At 61.0% G+C, this 15716-nt stretch carries 15 protein-coding genes; 7 read left to right on the forward strand and 8 right to left on the reverse strand.

Features of this window, described 5'->3' with window-relative positions:
- Positions 1 to 92 precede the first annotated feature (92 nt).
- Both ACYQ47_RS21070 and ACYQ47_RS21075 read right to left on the reverse strand, forming a co-directional pair.
- Positions 93 to 839 (reverse strand): hypothetical protein, encoded by a 747-nt coding sequence (locus tag ACYQ47_RS21070; RefSeq protein ID WP_459906664.1) that lies wholly within the window; start codon positions 837 to 839, stop codon positions 93 to 95.
- Between the two features lie 105 nt (positions 840 to 944).
- The gene (locus ACYQ47_RS21075; protein ID WP_459906665.1) at positions 945 to 2243 is read right to left on the reverse strand and encodes a tyrosine-type recombinase/integrase; all 1299 of its coding nucleotides are present in this window, start codon (positions 2241 to 2243) and stop codon (positions 945 to 947) included.
- 554 nt (positions 2244 to 2797) lie between these two features.
- Here ACYQ47_RS21075 and ACYQ47_RS21080 point away from each other — a divergent pair.
- The 3 genes from ACYQ47_RS21080 to ACYQ47_RS21090 are packed head-to-tail and all read left to right on the forward strand — an operon-like array spanning position 2798 to position 4547.
- Positions 2798 to 3475, forward strand: coding sequence for a CsgG/HfaB family protein (locus tag ACYQ47_RS21080; RefSeq protein WP_459909253.1), 678 nt, complete (start codon positions 2798 to 2800; stop codon positions 3473 to 3475).
- A 25-nt stretch (positions 3476 to 3500) separates the two neighbouring features.
- A complete protein-coding gene (locus ACYQ47_RS21085; protein WP_459906666.1) occupies positions 3501 to 3866 on the forward strand; it encodes a DUF4810 domain-containing protein in 366 nt (121 codons plus the stop codon).
- Between the two features lie 9 nt (positions 3867 to 3875).
- Positions 3876 to 4547 carry a DUF799 domain-containing protein gene (locus ACYQ47_RS21090; protein ID WP_459906667.1) on the forward strand — a complete coding sequence of 224 codons (672 nt, stop codon included), beginning with the start codon at positions 3876 to 3878 and terminating at the stop codon, positions 4545 to 4547.
- Positions 4548 to 4582: 35 nt separating this feature from the next.
- Here the strand turns inward: ACYQ47_RS21090 and ACYQ47_RS21095 are convergent, their stop codons facing one another.
- On the reverse strand, positions 4583 to 4969 hold the full coding sequence (locus tag ACYQ47_RS21095; RefSeq protein ID WP_250462448.1) for a DUF488 domain-containing protein: 387 nt from the start codon (positions 4967 to 4969) through the stop codon (positions 4583 to 4585).
- Between the two features lie 218 nt (positions 4970 to 5187).
- Here ACYQ47_RS21095 and ACYQ47_RS21100 point away from each other — a divergent pair, with 218 nt between their 5' ends.
- Positions 5188 to 6573, forward strand: a complete 1386-nt coding sequence (locus tag ACYQ47_RS21100; RefSeq protein WP_244826715.1) for an MFS transporter — start codon at positions 5188 to 5190, stop codon at positions 6571 to 6573.
- 212 nt (positions 6574 to 6785) lie between these two features.
- Here the strand turns inward: ACYQ47_RS21100 and dbpA are convergent, their stop codons facing one another.
- From dbpA to dnaA, 5 genes are all read right to left on the reverse strand, one after another.
- Positions 6786 to 8174: an ATP-dependent RNA helicase DbpA gene (gene dbpA / locus ACYQ47_RS21105; protein WP_459909255.1), complete on the reverse strand. Its 1389-nt coding sequence runs from the start codon at positions 8172 to 8174 to the stop codon at positions 6786 to 6788.
- Positions 8171 to 8365, reverse strand: coding sequence for a hypothetical protein (locus ACYQ47_RS21110; RefSeq protein WP_459906668.1), 195 nt, complete (start codon positions 8363 to 8365; stop codon positions 8171 to 8173). The genes dbpA and ACYQ47_RS21110 overlap by 4 nt, the downstream gene beginning before the upstream one ends.
- Before the next feature lie 236 nt (positions 8366 to 8601).
- Complete coding sequence (gyrB, locus tag ACYQ47_RS21115) at positions 8602 to 11073, reverse strand: DNA topoisomerase (ATP-hydrolyzing) subunit B (RefSeq protein WP_244826712.1); 2472 nt, start codon at positions 11071 to 11073, stop codon at positions 8602 to 8604.
- Positions 11074 to 11187: 114 nt separating this feature from the next.
- Positions 11188 to 12294 carry a DNA polymerase III subunit beta gene (dnaN, locus tag ACYQ47_RS21120; protein WP_244826711.1) on the reverse strand — a complete coding sequence of 369 codons (1107 nt, stop codon included), beginning with the start codon at positions 12292 to 12294 and terminating at the stop codon, positions 11188 to 11190.
- A 270-nt stretch (positions 12295 to 12564) separates the two neighbouring features.
- Positions 12565 to 14151, reverse strand: coding sequence for a chromosomal replication initiator protein DnaA (gene dnaA, locus ACYQ47_RS21125; protein ID WP_244826710.1), 1587 nt, complete (start codon positions 14149 to 14151; stop codon positions 12565 to 12567).
- A gap of 463 nt (positions 14152 to 14614) precedes the next feature.
- Here dnaA and rpmH point away from each other — a divergent pair, with 463 nt between their 5' ends.
- The 3 genes from rpmH to yidD all read left to right on the forward strand — a co-directional run bounded on the left by rpmH (position 14615) and on the right by yidD (position 15710).
- Positions 14615 to 14749: a 50S ribosomal protein L34 gene (gene rpmH, locus ACYQ47_RS21130; RefSeq protein WP_004198824.1), complete on the forward strand. Its 135-nt coding sequence runs from the start codon at positions 14615 to 14617 to the stop codon at positions 14747 to 14749.
- A 104-nt stretch (positions 14750 to 14853) separates the two neighbouring features.
- Positions 14854 to 15330, forward strand: a complete 477-nt coding sequence (rnpA, locus tag ACYQ47_RS21135; protein ID WP_244826709.1) for a ribonuclease P protein component — start codon at positions 14854 to 14856, stop codon at positions 15328 to 15330.
- A 59-nt stretch (positions 15331 to 15389) separates the two neighbouring features.
- A complete protein-coding gene (gene yidD / locus ACYQ47_RS21140) occupies positions 15390 to 15710 on the forward strand; it encodes a membrane protein insertion efficiency factor YidD (protein WP_244826708.1) in 321 nt (106 codons plus the stop codon).
- Positions 15711 to 15716 lie beyond the last annotated feature (6 nt).

The following is a 15716-nucleotide window of genomic DNA, read 5'->3' on the forward strand; positions in this document are numbered from 1 at the left end:
ACAACCATTGAGTGCCGTTGAGTAAGGCTTTGCGGGCGGTTGCGCAACCGGGTAGACAACCGCTTCCGCGCTTTTCGGTCGCTATGCGTCATTCACGCCCTGTCAGAAAACACCCTTATCGGCATTCCGTAGCTTGCCGCGCCGCCCCGAATTCGCTCCTTGGCGCGCGCCACGGTCTTGCTGATGCTCTGTGGCGTAACTCCGAACTCAGAAGCCAGCGCCTTGTGCGTCTCGCCATCGGTCGCACGCCGCACGATCTCAACTCGCTGCTCCGCGCTTAATTTGGGCGAGAACGGGTTCTCAGTTCGCGATGATTTAGGTTCGGCATCGGAGCCGCGTTGTTCGTTGCCACTAGGGGCGATCAGGTCGAACTGTATGCCGCTAGGATTCGAGCCCTCGGCAAAGAGATGAGCGGCAACCTCATTGAAGGTCCACCTCATGCCCAACGATGCGATGAACGCATTCGCGTCCGTCACGCTTAGTAGCCACCCGTTCCAGTTGTCGATTGAGTCGAGCGGCAGCAACGAATGACGGTTGCGCGGAACGATAATGCGTTTCTGCGCTGCATCCATCAGAGCATGAAACCAGCCGTCAACCAGCAGGCTTTCGTCCAGTCCATCGTCGTACCAGTCGTTCAACACAAAGTTCACGATTGCAAGAAATTGCAAAGGGCTCAGGATGCCGCGCTCGTGAACCCTGTGTATCCATTTCTCGGGCCCAAACCAGCGCCGCTCGAACGTTTGTTCAACGCCATCGAAGATGTCCGTTTGCCTGTCGATTTCCTCGCCCTCGATGGCGTCTATAACGAGTTCAAGGAGATCTTGGGGAGGCTGAATCATCTTGCATCCTTCAATGCAAACCTTCAATTGAGATGCTCCCGCCAGACCGAGTGAAGGGGTCTCGGCTCTTCGCCCGCTAAAGCTAGACGGGAGCAAAGCTGGTTGCTAGTTGACTACTTGCAAGCTCTTTGCTTGCGAGGCGTCGAAATCGACACCGCCCTCCACGAGAATCCAAGCCTCAATTTTGTCGTACCACGCCCGCAGCAAATCGAGCGGGCGCCGACGGTAGTGCTTCTCGGCAAGCGCACTGGGCTTATGGCCCATGATCTGCGCGCTCACGCCGGCCGGCATCTCAACCCACTCGCACAACGTTCCGAACGAGCGACGCAGGCCGTGGAGACTGACGTGCGGCAGTCCCGCCGCGACGAGCGCCTTAACGTGCCCCTTGGACGGCTCATTGAGGCGTCCATCCGCAGAGGTTGTACTACTGAAAACCCATTCGCTGCGCCGAGGCAACCCGCTGAGGAGCATGGAGAGATAAGCGCCTAGCGGAATCACACGCCCCGATTCTTCAATCTTGTCGGACAGTGAAAGACTGCGCCAACGAAAATCGATATCGCTCCAGCGGAGTGCGGCCATTTCCTCACGTCGCGCGCCAGTCAGCAGAAGCGCTTGCAGATAGGCCGAAATGACGGGATTGTCGATTCGCCTTACGGCACCGAACCAGAGCTTGAGCTGCTCGCGCTGAAGCACATCGCCTTCTTTGGCCTGCACACGCGGCACCGCGTCCCTTACGCGACGAGCCTTGTAGCATCCTGCTGGCACGACGCCGGCGTATTCGTCGACATCCTCTGTCCATCGAATGAAGGCCCTGAGCAGGCGATACGAAAGCGCCGCCATCGTAGGTCGTTCGGAGGTTTGAGACTTCAACCACTCTGCGATGCGCTCGCCCGTCAGTTCTGAGAGCTTCAGTGCCATGAGGTGCGCGAGCGGACCAGGCATTGTTGTGCCCTTGCCTCGTCGGTACGGGATGCCGCCTGGTGTTGATAGGCGAAGATGATCTTGATAGTGCCGCTGGCTCCATCGACCCCGGCGGTCATCAATGTACGCCTCCCACGCTTCGCCGACAGTGACATCTCGACGGCGCTCCTCTACCTGCTTCGCCAAGCTTGCCGCCCGGCGCTCGGCGGCCTCTTCCCGAGGATCTTTACCGGCATCGACCAACCGCTGCAAGCGACGTGCTTCGTCTTGTGCCTGCGCGATTGTCCAAGCATCCGGTGAGCCGATCGTGATGCGCAATGTTGAGCCGTGAAGCTTGGCTTGGAAGATGTAGGTCGTTGCGCCTGACCGAGTCGCGCGTAGCCCGAGCCCGGTTGCCCCACAATCCCACAAAAACGCTTGCGACTTTCCTTCTGGACATACGTGAGCGCGAACACGCGCCGCCGTAAATTTGACTTTTGACATGCCGACCCTATAGACACACGCCTCATCCGTGTAACCGCTGTGTAACCCGATTTTGTCGTAAACGATCAATTTCGGTCAACGCGAAGATCCGTTGGTCGGAAGCTCAAAGGCTTACCCAGTAAGGCTTTCGACGGGTTACACAACGCAAATCAACACCGATAAATAGTGCCAGACTGGGACTCTTAATCCGTAGGTCGAGTGTTCGAGTCACTCACGCCCCACCAAAGAATTAATGCAAAAAGCCCGGTCCTCGTGACCGGGCTTTTTGCATTTCGAGCCTTGCGACTCTCTCACTCGCATCCGCAGCGGACGGTCGGTCATGTCTGCCGCTTCCACCTCATCGCGCCAAAAATTAAGAATTTTCGCGCTAGCCCTCGCTTTCAAATCGCTGAACAATCCTTGCCTCTTTCGCTCTCGATGCAACAAGGGCGCTGGTAGATCCGTTACCGTTCACACGAGTCCGCGAACGCACCTGTCGAAACATCGTGACGCGAAAACCCGCGCTGTTCGTCACCGCATCGAATGCGTCCGGCACGCTGTCTCGCAAGGTTCCAATGGTCTTCACAAAACAACACTTAGTAGTCGCCCTCGCTTCCGTTACCGTCCTCCTGAGCGGATGTGCGACGGAAGCATCCAAATCACTGCCCGTTCAGGCGGTCAGCATCGCTCAGACGCCCTATGCGGGCAAGCCGGTAGCCGTCGCCGTTGGCAAATTCGACAACCGTTCGAGCTATATGCGCGGCCTTTTCTCCGATGGCGTCGACCGCGTCGGCAGCCAGGCCAAGACCATTCTCGTCACGACGCTGCAACAGAGCCGGCGCTTCTCCGTCCTCGATCGCGAGAACATGAACGAGACCAAGCAGGAAGCCGCCATCGCAAACAAGCAGCAAGCGCTTAAAGCGGCCAACTACGTCATTACCGGCGACGTCACCGAATTCGGGCGCAAGGAAGTCGGCGATCGCGAGTTGTTCGGCATTCTCGGCAGCGGCAAGAGCCAGGTAGCCTACGCCAAGGTGAGCCTGAATATCGTCGATGCATCGACCTCCGAAGTCGTCGCGTCGAGCCAGGGCGCCGGCGAGTACAGCCTGTCCAACCGGGAAATCATCGGCTTCGGCGGCACCGCGAGTTATGACTCCACGCTCAACGGCAAGGTGCTCGACCTGGCAATTCAAGAAGCGGTGAACCACCTGTCCGAACAAGTCGACGCGGGCGCGCTACGAGCCTCCAAGTAAGCATCACTCATCAACACTCAGAAGCATGAATCACAAGAAACTTTTCTCGACCGGCATTCTCTTGCCGGTCGCGGCAGCGTGCGCGCTGCTGACCGGTTGTGCCACGCAATCCACGCCGCCGCTTTACCAGTGGGACGCGTATCAACCGCAGGTGTATGCCTTCTTCACGGGCGACAAATCCGTCCCCGAGCAGATCGACGCGCTCGAAAAAGCGCGCCAGCAAATCCTTGCGAAGAATAACGCGCTGCCGCCCGGCTTCCGTGCCCACGTCGGCGCACTGTATGCAAGCGTCGGCCGTTCGGACGAAGCCAGAAAGGAACTCGAAGCCGAAAAGAACGCGTTCCCCGAGTCGTCCGCCTACATGAACCTTTTGTTGAGCAAACTTCATTAAACGCCGGCCATGATCAAGTTCCTCTCTCATAAACTCTTCGCGGCGCTGTCGGTTTTGTGCCTGTTGAGCGCGTGCGCTTCCACTCCGCAACAGAGCGACTACACCGCATTTCGCAACAGCAAGCCGCGCACGATTCTCGTGTTGCCGCCGGTCAACGAGACGTCGGATATCAAGGCGACATACGGCATGCTCGCCCAAATGACGATGCCGCTCGCAGAAGCGGGCTACTACGTCGTGCCGGTCGCTGAAATGGACGAGACGTTCAAGCACAACGGCCTGACTACGCCTACGGACATCCAGAATGTCGCGCCGGCCAAGCTGCGCGAGATTTTCGGCGCGGATGCGGCGTTGTACACGACGGTCACGAACTACGGCACCAAGTTCGTGGTCTTCGACAGCAGAACCGTCGTCACCGCAAACGCGAAGCTCGTCGATCTGCGTTCAGGCGACGAACTCTGGAAAGGCTCCGCGAGCGCGAATGGCAAGGAAGTGGGCGTGAACGTGGGCGTAGGTTACGGGCTCATCAGCGCGATTGCGCAGAGTGTCGTGACGCAGGTCGCGCATACCTTAACCGACAAGTCCTTCGACGTGGCAGGCCTCACGAGCCAACGTCTTCTGGCATCGGGCGGCAAGGCGACCGTACTCTACGGACCGCACTCGCCCAAATACGGCACGGACTGATCGCATGCTCGCCTGAGCCCCACAGCCCAGGCGAGCTAAATCACCACCGCGCCTCTTTCCGCCAGCAACTCCCGCAGCACCGAACGGTGGCACCGCGACTCGTCCTCGCAATAACATCCGACCGACAAATTCGTCGAACGCGATAACGCCGCAAGCAAGTCCAGCGATCGGCTCGCCTCGGAAACCGCCATCTCCGCCTTGAATTTCCTCACGAACGCGCGCCATTGTTTGTCGTCTTCGGCCGCGAGCGCTTCGGCGACCAGTTCTGCCGATGGCGCCAGATTCGGATACCACACATCGTAAAAGTCGCGGCTCGCGAATTCGGCTTTCGGCACGCCGCGCGGCGGACGCCGAACCGTGCCGATACGCAGCCCTTCGTCCACCGCGCGCGGCGTGCCGAGCCGCACGATTCGAATCGCCATGATCGTTTTCCTTCGAATGTCACCGGCGAAGGATAACCGCGCCGAAGCAACGCGCGATACACGCTGACAACGCTTTGAAAGCTCCCGCGACCGTGGCGAGCGGAATGCGCCGGGTTCCCGTATCGTTTCGGATTATTCCTCTTCCGCTTACATCCGGAACCGCCGACGTGCCCTCCGAAGAACATCCCCAAAACGCGCCCCGCAACCCCGACGCACCCATGTCCTCGCTCGAGCGCCGCGGCATGCTCGCGATCCTGCTGTCCGTCGCGCTCGCCACGCTCGATACCGCCATCGCCAACACGGCGTTGCCGGCGATCGCGGCCGATTTGCATACGACACCCGCCGCGTCGGTCTGGATCATCAACGCGTATCAGCTGGCAATGGTCGCCACGCTGCTGCCGCTTGCCGCGCTCGGCGGCATCCTCGGACACCGGCGCGTGTATCTCGGCGGGCTCGTCGTGTTTCTCGTCGCGTCCGCGGTCTGCGCGTTCTCGTGGTCGCTGCCGACGCTCGTCGCCGCGCGCCTGCTGCAAGGGCTCGGCGCGAGCGCGATCATGAGCGTCAACGCGGCGCTCATCAGCGCGATTTTTCCGCCGCATCGGCTTGGGCGCGGCGTGGGACTTAACGCGCTCGTCGTGGGTATCGCGTTCGCGGTCGGGCCGACGGTCGCATCGATCGTGCTCTCGCTCGGCACGTGGCCGTGGCTCTTCGCCGTGAATTTGCCGATCGGCGTCTTCGCGCTCGCCATCGCGGTGCGGTCGTTGCCGCAGACCAAGCGCGCCGAACACGGCTTCGACCGTGTCGCCGCCTTGCTCAACGTGATCACGTTCGCGTCGCTCATCTTCGCGCTCGGCGAAGCCGCCCAGCGCGCGCCCGCGCATACCGTGCTCGCGTCGTTCGGCGTCACGTTGATTGCGGGCGTTCTGCTTCTGCGACGCGAGCGCGGTCATCCCGCGCCGATGCTACCCGTCGATCTCTTCCGCCGCCCGATGTTCGCGCTCTCCACGATGACCGCGATCTGCTCGTTTGCCGCGCAAGGGCTCGCGTTCGTGTCGTTGCCGTTCTTCTTCGAAAGCGTGCTTGGTCGCAGTCAGGTGGAAACCGGCTTTCTGATGACGCCGTGGTCAGCGCTCGTCGCGTTGATGGCGCCGATCGCCGGACGCTTGTCAGATCGGCACGCGCCGGGTTTGCTGGGCGGCGTCGGGCTCGCGATTCTATGCGTGGGAATGGTGTCGCTCGCGATGCTGCCAGCGCAACCGCATGTGCTCGAAATCTGCATCCGCATGGCGATCTGTGGCGCAGGCTTCGGCTTCTTTCAGTCGCCGAATCTGAAGGCGTTCATGTCGAGCGCGCCGCGTGAACGCGCGGGTGGCGCAAGTGGCACGATCGCGACTTCGCGGCTGATCGGACAGGCCACCGGCGCGGCGCTCGTCGCGTTGTGCTTCAGCATCGCGGGAAAGCATGGTCCGGCGCTCGCGTTGTCGCTTGGAGCGGCGTTCGCGGGCGTGGGAAGTGTGGCGAGCGGATTGCGGCTGGTGACGGCGAGAACGTCGAAGGTGACGTCGTCGGATGGGATTTCAGTCGAGCCGCAGAGGAAAGTTTGAGAGTCAAGCACGGCGCCGTTGCACCGCACGTTTGCAGTTGCTTGGAAACCCGCGTGAAGGCCGGGATACGCTGAATCTGCAAAGCTTTCGCGCGCGCGGCTCGCTTCCGTGAATCCGCGGTGCGGCGCTGCGGGGCGCATCGGGCGGGCTCGCTCGGAGGACAACCCTTCACGCTACAGTTCCTTAACTAGCTCGTTGGCGACTCACCGGACTCACATCCGCCGCACCTTGACCTTCCGCCCCTTCAACTTCCCCGCTGCCAGCTTGCGCTCGGCATCATCGGCGATACCGCGTTGAACGGCCACGTACGTGACCATGTCCATCACGTTGATCTTGCCGATCTCCTCGCCCTTGAAGCCCGCTTCGCCGGTCAGCGCGCCGAGCACATCGCCGGGACGGATCTTGTCCTTGCGGCCGCCGAGGATTTGGAGCGTCGCCATGGGCGGCTTCAGATGCCCAGGTTCCGCCGATGTCAGCTCCGCCAGCGGATACCACTCCACTTCCTTGCGCTGCGCCACTTCGATCGCGCCGACGCGTCCCATCTCGTCCATGCTCGCAAGCGACAGCGCCCAACCTTCCTCGCCCGCACGCCCCGTGCGCCCGATGCGATGCACGTGTACCTCGGGGTCCGGCGTCACATCGACATTGATGACCGCTTCGAGTTGCGTGATGTCCAGCCCGCGCGCGGCGACATCGGTCGCGACCAGCACCGAGCAACTGCGATTGGCGAATTGCACGAGCACCTGATCGCGTTCGCGCTGTTCGAGTTCGCCATGCAGCGTGAGCGCCTCGAAGCCTTGCGCGCGCAGTACGTCGAGCAAGTCGCGGCATTGCTGCTTCGTGTTGCAGAACGCAAGCGTGCTGACGGGACGATAGTGGTCCAGCAGCAAACCCACTGCATGCAGACGCTCGTGATCCTCGACCTGATAGAAGCGTTGTTTGATCTTCGCGTTGCTGTGCTGTTCGGTGAGCTTGATCTCGCGCGGATTGCGCAGGAACTGCTGACTCAATTTCGCGATGCCCTCGGGATACGTCGCCGAAAACAGCAAGGTCTGACGGTCTTTCGGACACAGACGCGCGACTGAAGCGATATCGTCGAAAAAGCCCATGTCGAGCATGCGGTCGGCCTCGTCGAGCACGAGCGTGCGTACGCCATCCAGCGAAAGCGTTTCGCGCTGAAGGTGATCCATGATGCGTCCCGGCGTGCCCACGACGATATGCGCGCCGTGTTCGAGACTCGCGATCTGCGGACGCATGGGCGTGCCGCCGCATAGCGTGAGCACCTTCACGTTGTCTTCTGCGCGAGCCAAGCGGCGGATTTCCTGCGTGACCTGATCGGCGAGTTCGCGCGTCGGGCAAAGCACGAGCGCTTGCACGGCGAACTGACGCGAATCGAGTTTGGCGAGCAGTGGCAACGTGAAGGCGGCGGTCTTGCCGCTGCCCGTTTTCGCCTGCGCGATGAGATCGTGACCGGCGAGTGCGAGCGGCAGGCTCGCGGCCTGGATCGGCGTCATCGATGTGTAGCCGAGCTGCTGCAGATTCGTCTGCATCGCTTCGTTGAGCGGCAGGCTGCTGAATGAGGTATCGGTCGCCATGGTTATTGCGCGCCTCGCGGCGGGGTTTCGGTGACCTGCTCGTAGGTGATGGCGCCATCGAGTGCGTCGTGGCGCGTCACGTAATTGCGCGCGCCGCACATCGGGCAGCGGAACAGCAGGCCCTGACCTTCATTCTTGATGACGACGTCTGAGACGTCCCACGTTGCGTCGCAGGACTGGTTTCGGCAGGTGAACATGTCGGATTTCTCGTTGTTGCGTGATGCACGTAGCCGCGATGGAATGCAGCGAAGTGGTTTTCGGTTCAAACCGAAAGTGTACGCGGGTCTGCGGGTGGCGCGGCGGAACCAGGTCCGTGCGTTTTGGGCGGGGGTATGGCGTTGGCGTTCAATAAAAAAACCGTAAGTGCCTGCGCGTTGAAACCTCGCGCGCGGTACTTACGGTTTCGGTGAGATAGCGTCGCGCTACCTACCCCTCAAACATCAATATTCCCCGCCCGCAACGCATTACTCTCGATAAACGCGCGTCTCGGCTCCACATCGTCGCCCATGAGTGTCGTGAAAATGCCGTCGGCCGCAATTGCGTCCTCGATCTGCACGCGCAGCAAACGCCGCACGGCCGGGTCCATCGTCGTTTCCCAAAGCTGTCCGGGATTCATCTCGCCCAAGCCCTTGTAACGCTGCTTGCTGACGTTGCGTTCCGCATCCGCGATCAGCCACTTCATCGCGCTCTTGAAGTCCAGCACGGCCATCGAGCGCTCGCCGCGCTTGATCAACGCGCCTTGGCCAATCAAGCCCTTGAAGGTATCCGCAGTGGAAACGAGTTGCTTGTAGTCGGCGGTCAATTGAAGATCTTCATCGAACACCGAAACTTTCACGTTGCCATGGTGACGCCGCTTGATATGCAACGAACGCAGCTCGCGAACCTGATCGTATGCCGCCTCGACCGTCACTTCCGGCTTCAACGGGTCCGAACGCAACTTCGTTTCGAGCGCCTTCGCCGATGCCTCCGCCGCTTCCTGCGTCGACAAATCGATGACCGTGCCATCCATCACCGCTTCGAGCGAGGCGGCATCGTAAATACGGCTGATGCGATCGATCACCGCCTGGGCCAGCAAATACGCACGCGCGAGTTCGCCCAAGGCATCGCCCGAAATCGGGTCCGCGCCTTCGCTCGGCACCAGTTCAGAACCCTGCAGCGCGAGCTTCAGCATATGCTGGTTGAGCTCGTGCGCGTCCTTCATATACCGCTCGTCCTTGCCCGCCTTGATCTTGTAAAGCGGCGGCTGCGCGATATAGATATACCCGCGCTCCACGATCTCCGGCATCTGCCGATAGAAGAACGTCAGCAGAAGCGTGCGGATGTGGGCGCCGTCCACGTCCGCGTCGGTCATGATGATGATGCGGTGATAGCGCAGCTTGTCCAGGTTGTAATCATCCTTGCCGATGCCGCAACCCAGCGCCGTCACGAGCGTCACGATCTGCTCGGATGAAATCAGCTTGTCGAAGCGCGCCTTCTCAACATTCAGCACCTTGCCGCGCAACGGCAGGATTGCCTGGAACTTCCGGTCGCGCCCTTGCTTGGCCGAGCCGCCCGCCGAATCACCCTCGACGATATAAATTTCCGACTTCGCCGGGTCCTTCTCCTGGCAATCCGCGAGCTTGCCCGGCAAGCCGACGCCGTCGAGCACGCCCTTTCGCCGCGTCATCTCGCGCGCCTTGCGAGCGGCATCTCGCGCACGCGCGGCATCGACGATCTTGCCCGTGATGATCTTCGCGTCGATCGGCGTCTCTTGCAGATAATCTTCCAGCGCCTTCGCGACGATTTCCTCGACCGGCGCGCGCACTTCCGACGACACCAGCTTGTCCTTCGTCTGCGAACTGAACTTCGGCTCAGGCACTTTCACCGACAGCACGCACGACAACCCTTCGCGCATGTCGTCGCCGCTCGTCTCGACCTTCGCTTTCTTCGCGATGTCGTGGTCGGCGATGTACTTGTTCATCACGCGCGTCATCGCGGCGCGTAAGCCTGTCAGGTGAGTGCCGCCGTCGCGCTGCGGAATGTTGTTGGTGAAGCAGAGCACGCTTTCGTTGTAGCTGTCGTTCCACTGCATGGCCACTTCGACGGTGACGTTTTCACGCTCGCCCGTTGCATGGAACACGTTCGGATGCAGCACCTGCTTCTGCTTGTTGATGTATTCGACAAAGCCCTTCACGCCGCCCGCAAAAGCGAAGTCGTCTTCCTTGCCGGTGCGCAAGTCGGTCAGGCGAATGCGCACGCCGTTGTTCAGGAACGAAAGCTCGCGCATGCGCTTGGCGAGAATGTCGTAGTGGAATTCGACATTGCCGAAGATGGTCGCGTCCGCCAAAAAGTGCACTTCGGTGCCGCGATTTTCGGTGTCGCCGACTACCGGCATGGGCGAATACTGCACGCCGTTCTCTTCGATAAGCTCGCGGTTCTGCACCACGCCGCGCGCGAACTCCATGAAGTGTTTCTTGCCGTCGCGGCGCACGGTGAGGCGCAGCCATTCGGACAGCGCGTTCACGCACGACACGCCCACGCCGTGCAGGCCACCCGACACCTTGTAGCTGTTCTGGTCGAACTTGCCGCCCGCGTGGAGTTCGGTCATCACGATCTCGGCGGCGCTGCGCTTCGGGTCGTGCTTGTCGTCGCGTTTCAGGCCGGTAGGCACGCCACGGCCGTTGTCCGTCACTGAAATGGAGTTGTCCGCGTGAATGGTCACGTGGATGTCGTCGCAATAGCCGGCCAGCGCTTCGTCGATGGAGTTGTCCAGCACTTCGAAAACGAGGTGATGCAAACCGGTGCCATCCGACGTATCGCCGATATACATTCCCGGGCGCTTGCGCACGGCCTCCAGACCTTCGAGGATCTGAATGGACGATGCGCCGTAGCTGTTGTCGGGTTGCGAATTTGTGTTTTCAGTCATGGAATTTTCCGGTTCTGCGTCGCTGCTTCGGTTACTGCTCGAAACTTTTCAAAACACCTTAAAAACGCCAAAGGGGCGAGCCGCCCCTTGGTGTGTTCGTGGTACCTGAACGCGTCAGATGCGCATTGGCATCACGACATACTTGAATTCCTCGTTTTCCGGAATTGTGATGAGCGCGCTGGAGTTGGCGTCGCCAAGGCTCACTTGCAGCGTGTCGACCTTCAGATTCGCAAGCACGTCGAGCAGATACGTGACGTTGAAACCGATGTCGACGGTATCGCCCTGATACGCGATTTCCAGTTCTTCCTGCGCTTCTTCCTGGTCGGCGTTGGTCGACATGATCTTGAGCTGACCCGGCTCGACCAGACACCGCACGCCCTTGAACTTGTCCGACGTGAGAATGGCCGCGCGCTGCAGGGAGCGCTGCAGTTCTTCGCGACCGATTTCGAACGTGTTCTTGTGCGCCTTGGGAATCACGCGCTGGAAGTCGGGGAACTTGCCTTCGACGAGCTTCGACACGAGTTCGACTTGGCCAAAACTGAACTTAACCTGCGTCGCGGCGATGTCGATCTTGAGCGTGTCGTCGATGTCTTCGAGCAGACGCTGCAATTCGAGGATGGTCTTGCGCGGGATGATGACTTCCTGACGCGGGAACGTGCCGCCGTCGATCTTCATGGACGAGAACGCGAGACGGTGACCGTCCGTTGCGACGGCCATCAACTGGTCGCCATCCACCACGAGCAACATGCCGTTCAGGTAATAGCGAATGTCTTGCTGGGCCATGGCGAAATACACCATGCCGAGCAACTGGCGAAACGTTTTCTGCGGAACCGAAAGGCTCGCGCCGAAGTCTGTAGCCTGGTTGACGGTAGGAAACTCGTCCGCGGCGAGCGTCTGCAGCGCGAAGCGGCTCTTGCCGGAGCGCACGGTCAGGCGCTTGTCGGACAAGTCGAGCGCAACCTCACCCGGCGGCATGGCGCGCAGAATGTCGAGCAACTTGCGCGCGGCGACCGTGGTGGCGATCTGGTCGCTGCCAACGCCGAAATCGGCGCGCGTGGTGATCTGGAGTTCGAGATCCGTCGAGAGGAACGACACATCGGCGCCGTTCTTGGTGATCAGCAGATTGGCGAGGATCGGCAAGGTATGGCGGCGTTCTACGATACCGCTCACGGTTTGCAGCGGCCTTAGAAGATTGTCTCGTTCGGTCTTGACCAGTTGCATAGAGTTCCTTCGTTGATGTGACGGCCTGTCCGCCGGTTTTGCCACCGCTGGTTTTGTCACCAGCGGTTGGTTCGCCGCGCTCGCCGGACAACCTCGTAACACGCGTTGCCGGCCCCCCGCCGGTCACTCGCGAATGCTTGACGCCAGCCGCCCAGGCCACGGACAGCTAAACCTATATTGTGCCTTAAAACGGAACCGCCCCCGAAAATTGGGGGCGTTTTTACCAATAAACAGGTCCGGTGGCGCAATAATCGACGCGTTCGCGCCGGCTCAACCCTTCAGCGTTTGTTCGAGCACGTGAAGTTCGTGATTGAGCTGCGCATCCGTGCCGCGTTCGGCCGCGATCTTGCGCACGGCGTGCAGCACGGTGGTGTGATCGCGACCGCCAAAAAGCTCGCCGATCTCGGGCAGACTCTTCTGCGTCAGTTCCTTCGCCAGATACATCGCGATCTGGCGCGGGCGCGCGATATTGGCCGGCCGCTTCTTCGAATACATGTCGGCGACCTTGATGCTGTAGAAATCCGCGACGGTCTTCTGAATGTTCTCCACCGAGATCTGGCGGTTCTGCACCGTCAACAGATCCTTGAGCGCTTCCTTGGTCAGCTCGATGGTGATGTCGCGGCCATGGAACTTCGAATAAGCGAGGATCTTGCGCAGCGCGCCTTCGAGTTCACGCACGTTCGAGCGCAGATGCTTCGCGACGAAGAACGCGACGTCTTCGGACAGACTCACGCCTTCGGACTGCGCCTTTCTCATCAGAATGGCGACGCGCATTTCCAGCTCGGGCGGCTCGATGGCGACCGTCAAACCGGAATCGAAGCGCGAGATCAGACGGTCGTCGATACCGGAGATTTCCTTCGGATACGTGTCGCTCGTGATAATGACTTGCGCCTTGTTCGCGACCAGCGCCTCGAACGCGTAGAAGAACTCTTCCTGCGTACGCGACTTGCCCGAAAAGAACTGAATATCGTCGATCAACAAAAGATCGAGCGAATGGTAGTAACGCTTGAAGTCGTCGAACGCCTTGCGCTGATACGCCTTCACCACGTCGGACACGTACTGCTCCGCGTGAATGTAGCGAATGCGCGCGCCCGCCTTGTCCATCAGCAACTGATTGCCGATAGCGTGGATCAGATGCGTCTTGCCCAGGCCCACGCCTCCGTAAAGAAAGAGCGGGTTGTACGAGATGCCGGGATTGTCGGCGACCTGAATGGCCGCCGCGCGCGCGAGCTGATTCGCCTTACCGGTGACGAAATTGTCGAAGGTCAGCACGGGGTTGAGCTTCGAACGTTCGTAAGCGGAATCGGTTTCACCGCCGGCCGATGGGTTGCCGCCCGGACGCCACGTGCGCCGGCCAGCGGCGGCTTCGTTGGCGTCGAGGCTCGGCAAGTCGAGATCGGCTTGTTCGTCCTGCATGGCCTGAGCTTGCTGGGCGGCTTCCGCCGCCAGCGCGTTCACGTGCGCGGCAGCGTTCGCGTGCGCGACGACCGAAGGCGCTTGCGGTGCGGCGGCCGGCGCGGGCGGACGCGGCGCGCCGTCGGCGACACCCGCGCCGGCCGCCGGCCGCGGCGCGGCGTTCGGCGCCTGACCGATGGCGCTGCGCGCGGTCGCTTTCGGGTCGAGTACGAACTGGACGTCGATCGTCGCGCTGAAGTATTCGCGCGCCATATCGGCAATGCGTCCCGAGAACTGGCTCTTCACCCAGTCGAGCTTGAAGCGATTAGGAGCGGCTATGCGCAAAGTGCTCGCGTCGGCATCGAAGTCGACCGGGGCCAGCGGCTTGATCCACGTGACGTACTGCTGCGGCGTGAGTTCACGCTCCAGCAGTGCCGAACAGTGTTCCCAGAAATCGTTCATCGAATGCGGTCGTTTTATGGTTGGCTCCGCGCTCCTGACGGCCGTGCTTGCCGGATGCGCTCAAGCGCCTCGGCAAGTCCCGGCACAGCCATGCAGGCATGCTCCGGAGGCTTACGCCGCAAGGGTTTGCGGGCGAACGGCGGGCCGAAGCAGTAGGCGGATATTTGGGAGTAAGGCGAGATTCTAACGCCAAACGGGACCGGCGCGCGAGTTATCCACAGGGTCAAATCAGCGCGTCCGGCAGGCTGGAAATGAACATGATGCGAGCATGGCGAGCTTCACTATTACGCTAACCTATTGACGGTCAATAGGAAAACGGTTTAAATAGCGGGTTCCGCGAAAACAGAATTCCTGAACCTCCGGTCGTTGCGCCCGTTGTGCCTCTCGTGCCTGCGGTTATCCACAGTCGGAACACGGTGGCGCCAAAGCCCGCGCGGTCGATCAATACTCAAGTGAGAGCATCATGAAACGTACTTACCAACCTTCCGTGACGCGCCGCAAGCGCACCCATGGCTTCCGCGTTCGCATGAAGACCGCTGGCGGCCGCAAGGTCATCAACGCTCGCCGTGCGAAGGGTCGCAAGCGCCTGGCAATCTAAGGCTTTCCGGTGGCTGGTCGCGCACGCGTGGTACAGGCCGTATCTGTCCTGAAGCCGGGCGCGCATCACGAACCGGCAGGCTGCTTTAGCGCCGCACAGAAGTCTTGAAACAGGACATCGTTCAGTTGCCGGCGCAGGCCGCGTTCCCCAAGGCCGCAAGGCTACTGAAAACGGATGAGTTCTCATCCGTTTTTCGTTTGCGCCCATGGCGACGTTCGCCGCATTTCGTGCTGTACGGGAAACCGACTGGGCAGGAGGCGCGTCTCGGCCTCGTGATCGGCAAGAAGCAGGCGCCGCGTGCAGTCACGCGCAACTTGATCAAGCGGCACGCGCGTGACGCGTTTCGGTTGCGTCGCGAAGCGTTGAGCGGTTTCGATATCCTCGTGCGCTTGCACGCGAAAATCGACCGCAAGGCCATGCCGAGCGCCAGTTCGCCGCCGCTCGGCGCGCTCGTGCGAGGCGAACTGGAAGCATTGCTGGACCGTGCCGTGCGCGAAGTCGCGCGCCGTGCGGCTGAAACCGTGGCGGCGCCGCCTGGCGTGCCCGCCGTAGACGACACCTCCGGCCCTTCCGGGTCATGAAGCGCAGTCTGCGTCTCGAATCGCCGGTCACGGCGAACGGGGCGCGCGGCGCGAAGCTTATGCAAACGGCACTAATCGCGTTGTTGCGCTTCTACAAGGTTGCTGTGAGCCCGCTGCTCGGCAGCCGGTGCCGTTTTTATCCCTCCTGTTCCGACTACGCGCGCGAGGCAATCCAGTATCATGGCGCCGCGCATGGCACGTATCTCGCCGCCAAAAGGCTTTGCCGCTGCCATCCGTTTTCGGCGGGCGGCGTCGATCTCGTGCCGCAGCCTTCCGATTCGCGATCAGATTCCACGCGGGTTTCCGAGCCGGCCGCGGAATTCGCTCAAGAAAAGCATTCACCACTAAACGGCGCTGATGCGCTTACCGATCGACACTGAGACAAC

The sequence above is a fragment of the Caballeronia sp. HLA56 genome, from assembly GCF_054655155.1.

What these genes read in the sequence shown, in the direction of transcription:
- rpmH (WP_004198824.1), top strand. Translation starts at nt 14,615, where the DNA reads ATGAAACGTACTTACCAACCTTCCGTGACGCGCCGCAAGCGCACCCAT.
- dnaA (WP_244826710.1), bottom strand. Translation starts at nt 14,151, where the DNA reads ATGAACGATTTCTGGGAACACTGTTCGGCACTGCTGGAGCGTGAACTC.
- ACYQ47_RS21085 (WP_459906666.1), top strand. Translation starts at nt 3,501, where the DNA reads ATGAATCACAAGAAACTTTTCTCGACCGGCATTCTCTTGCCGGTCGCG.
- yidD (WP_244826708.1), top strand. Translation starts at nt 15,390, where the DNA reads ATGCAAACGGCACTAATCGCGTTGTTGCGCTTCTACAAGGTTGCTGTG.
- ACYQ47_RS21090 (WP_459906667.1), top strand. Translation starts at nt 3,876, where the DNA reads ATGATCAAGTTCCTCTCTCATAAACTCTTCGCGGCGCTGTCGGTTTTG.
- ACYQ47_RS21095 (WP_250462448.1), bottom strand. Translation starts at nt 4,969, where the DNA reads ATGGCGATTCGAATCGTGCGGCTCGGCACGCCGCGCGCGGTGGACGAA.
- ACYQ47_RS21080 (WP_459909253.1), top strand. Translation starts at nt 2,798, where the DNA reads ATGGTCTTCACAAAACAACACTTAGTAGTCGCCCTCGCTTCCGTTACC.
- ACYQ47_RS21110 (WP_459906668.1), bottom strand. Translation starts at nt 8,365, where the DNA reads ATGTTCACCTGCCGAAACCAGTCCTGCGACGCAACGTGGGACGTCTCA.
- gyrB (WP_244826712.1), bottom strand. Translation starts at nt 11,073, where the DNA reads ATGACTGAAAACACAAATTCGCAACCCGACAACAGCTACGGCGCATCG.
- ACYQ47_RS21100 (WP_244826715.1), top strand. Translation starts at nt 5,188, where the DNA reads ATGTCCTCGCTCGAGCGCCGCGGCATGCTCGCGATCCTGCTGTCCGTC.
- ACYQ47_RS21075 (WP_459906665.1), bottom strand. Translation starts at nt 2,243, where the DNA reads ATGTCAAAAGTCAAATTTACGGCGGCGCGTGTTCGCGCTCACGTATGT.
- dnaN (WP_244826711.1), bottom strand. Translation starts at nt 12,294, where the DNA reads ATGCAACTGGTCAAGACCGAACGAGACAATCTTCTAAGGCCGCTGCAA.
- ACYQ47_RS21070 (WP_459906664.1), bottom strand. Translation starts at nt 839, where the DNA reads ATGATTCAGCCTCCCCAAGATCTCCTTGAACTCGTTATAGACGCCATC.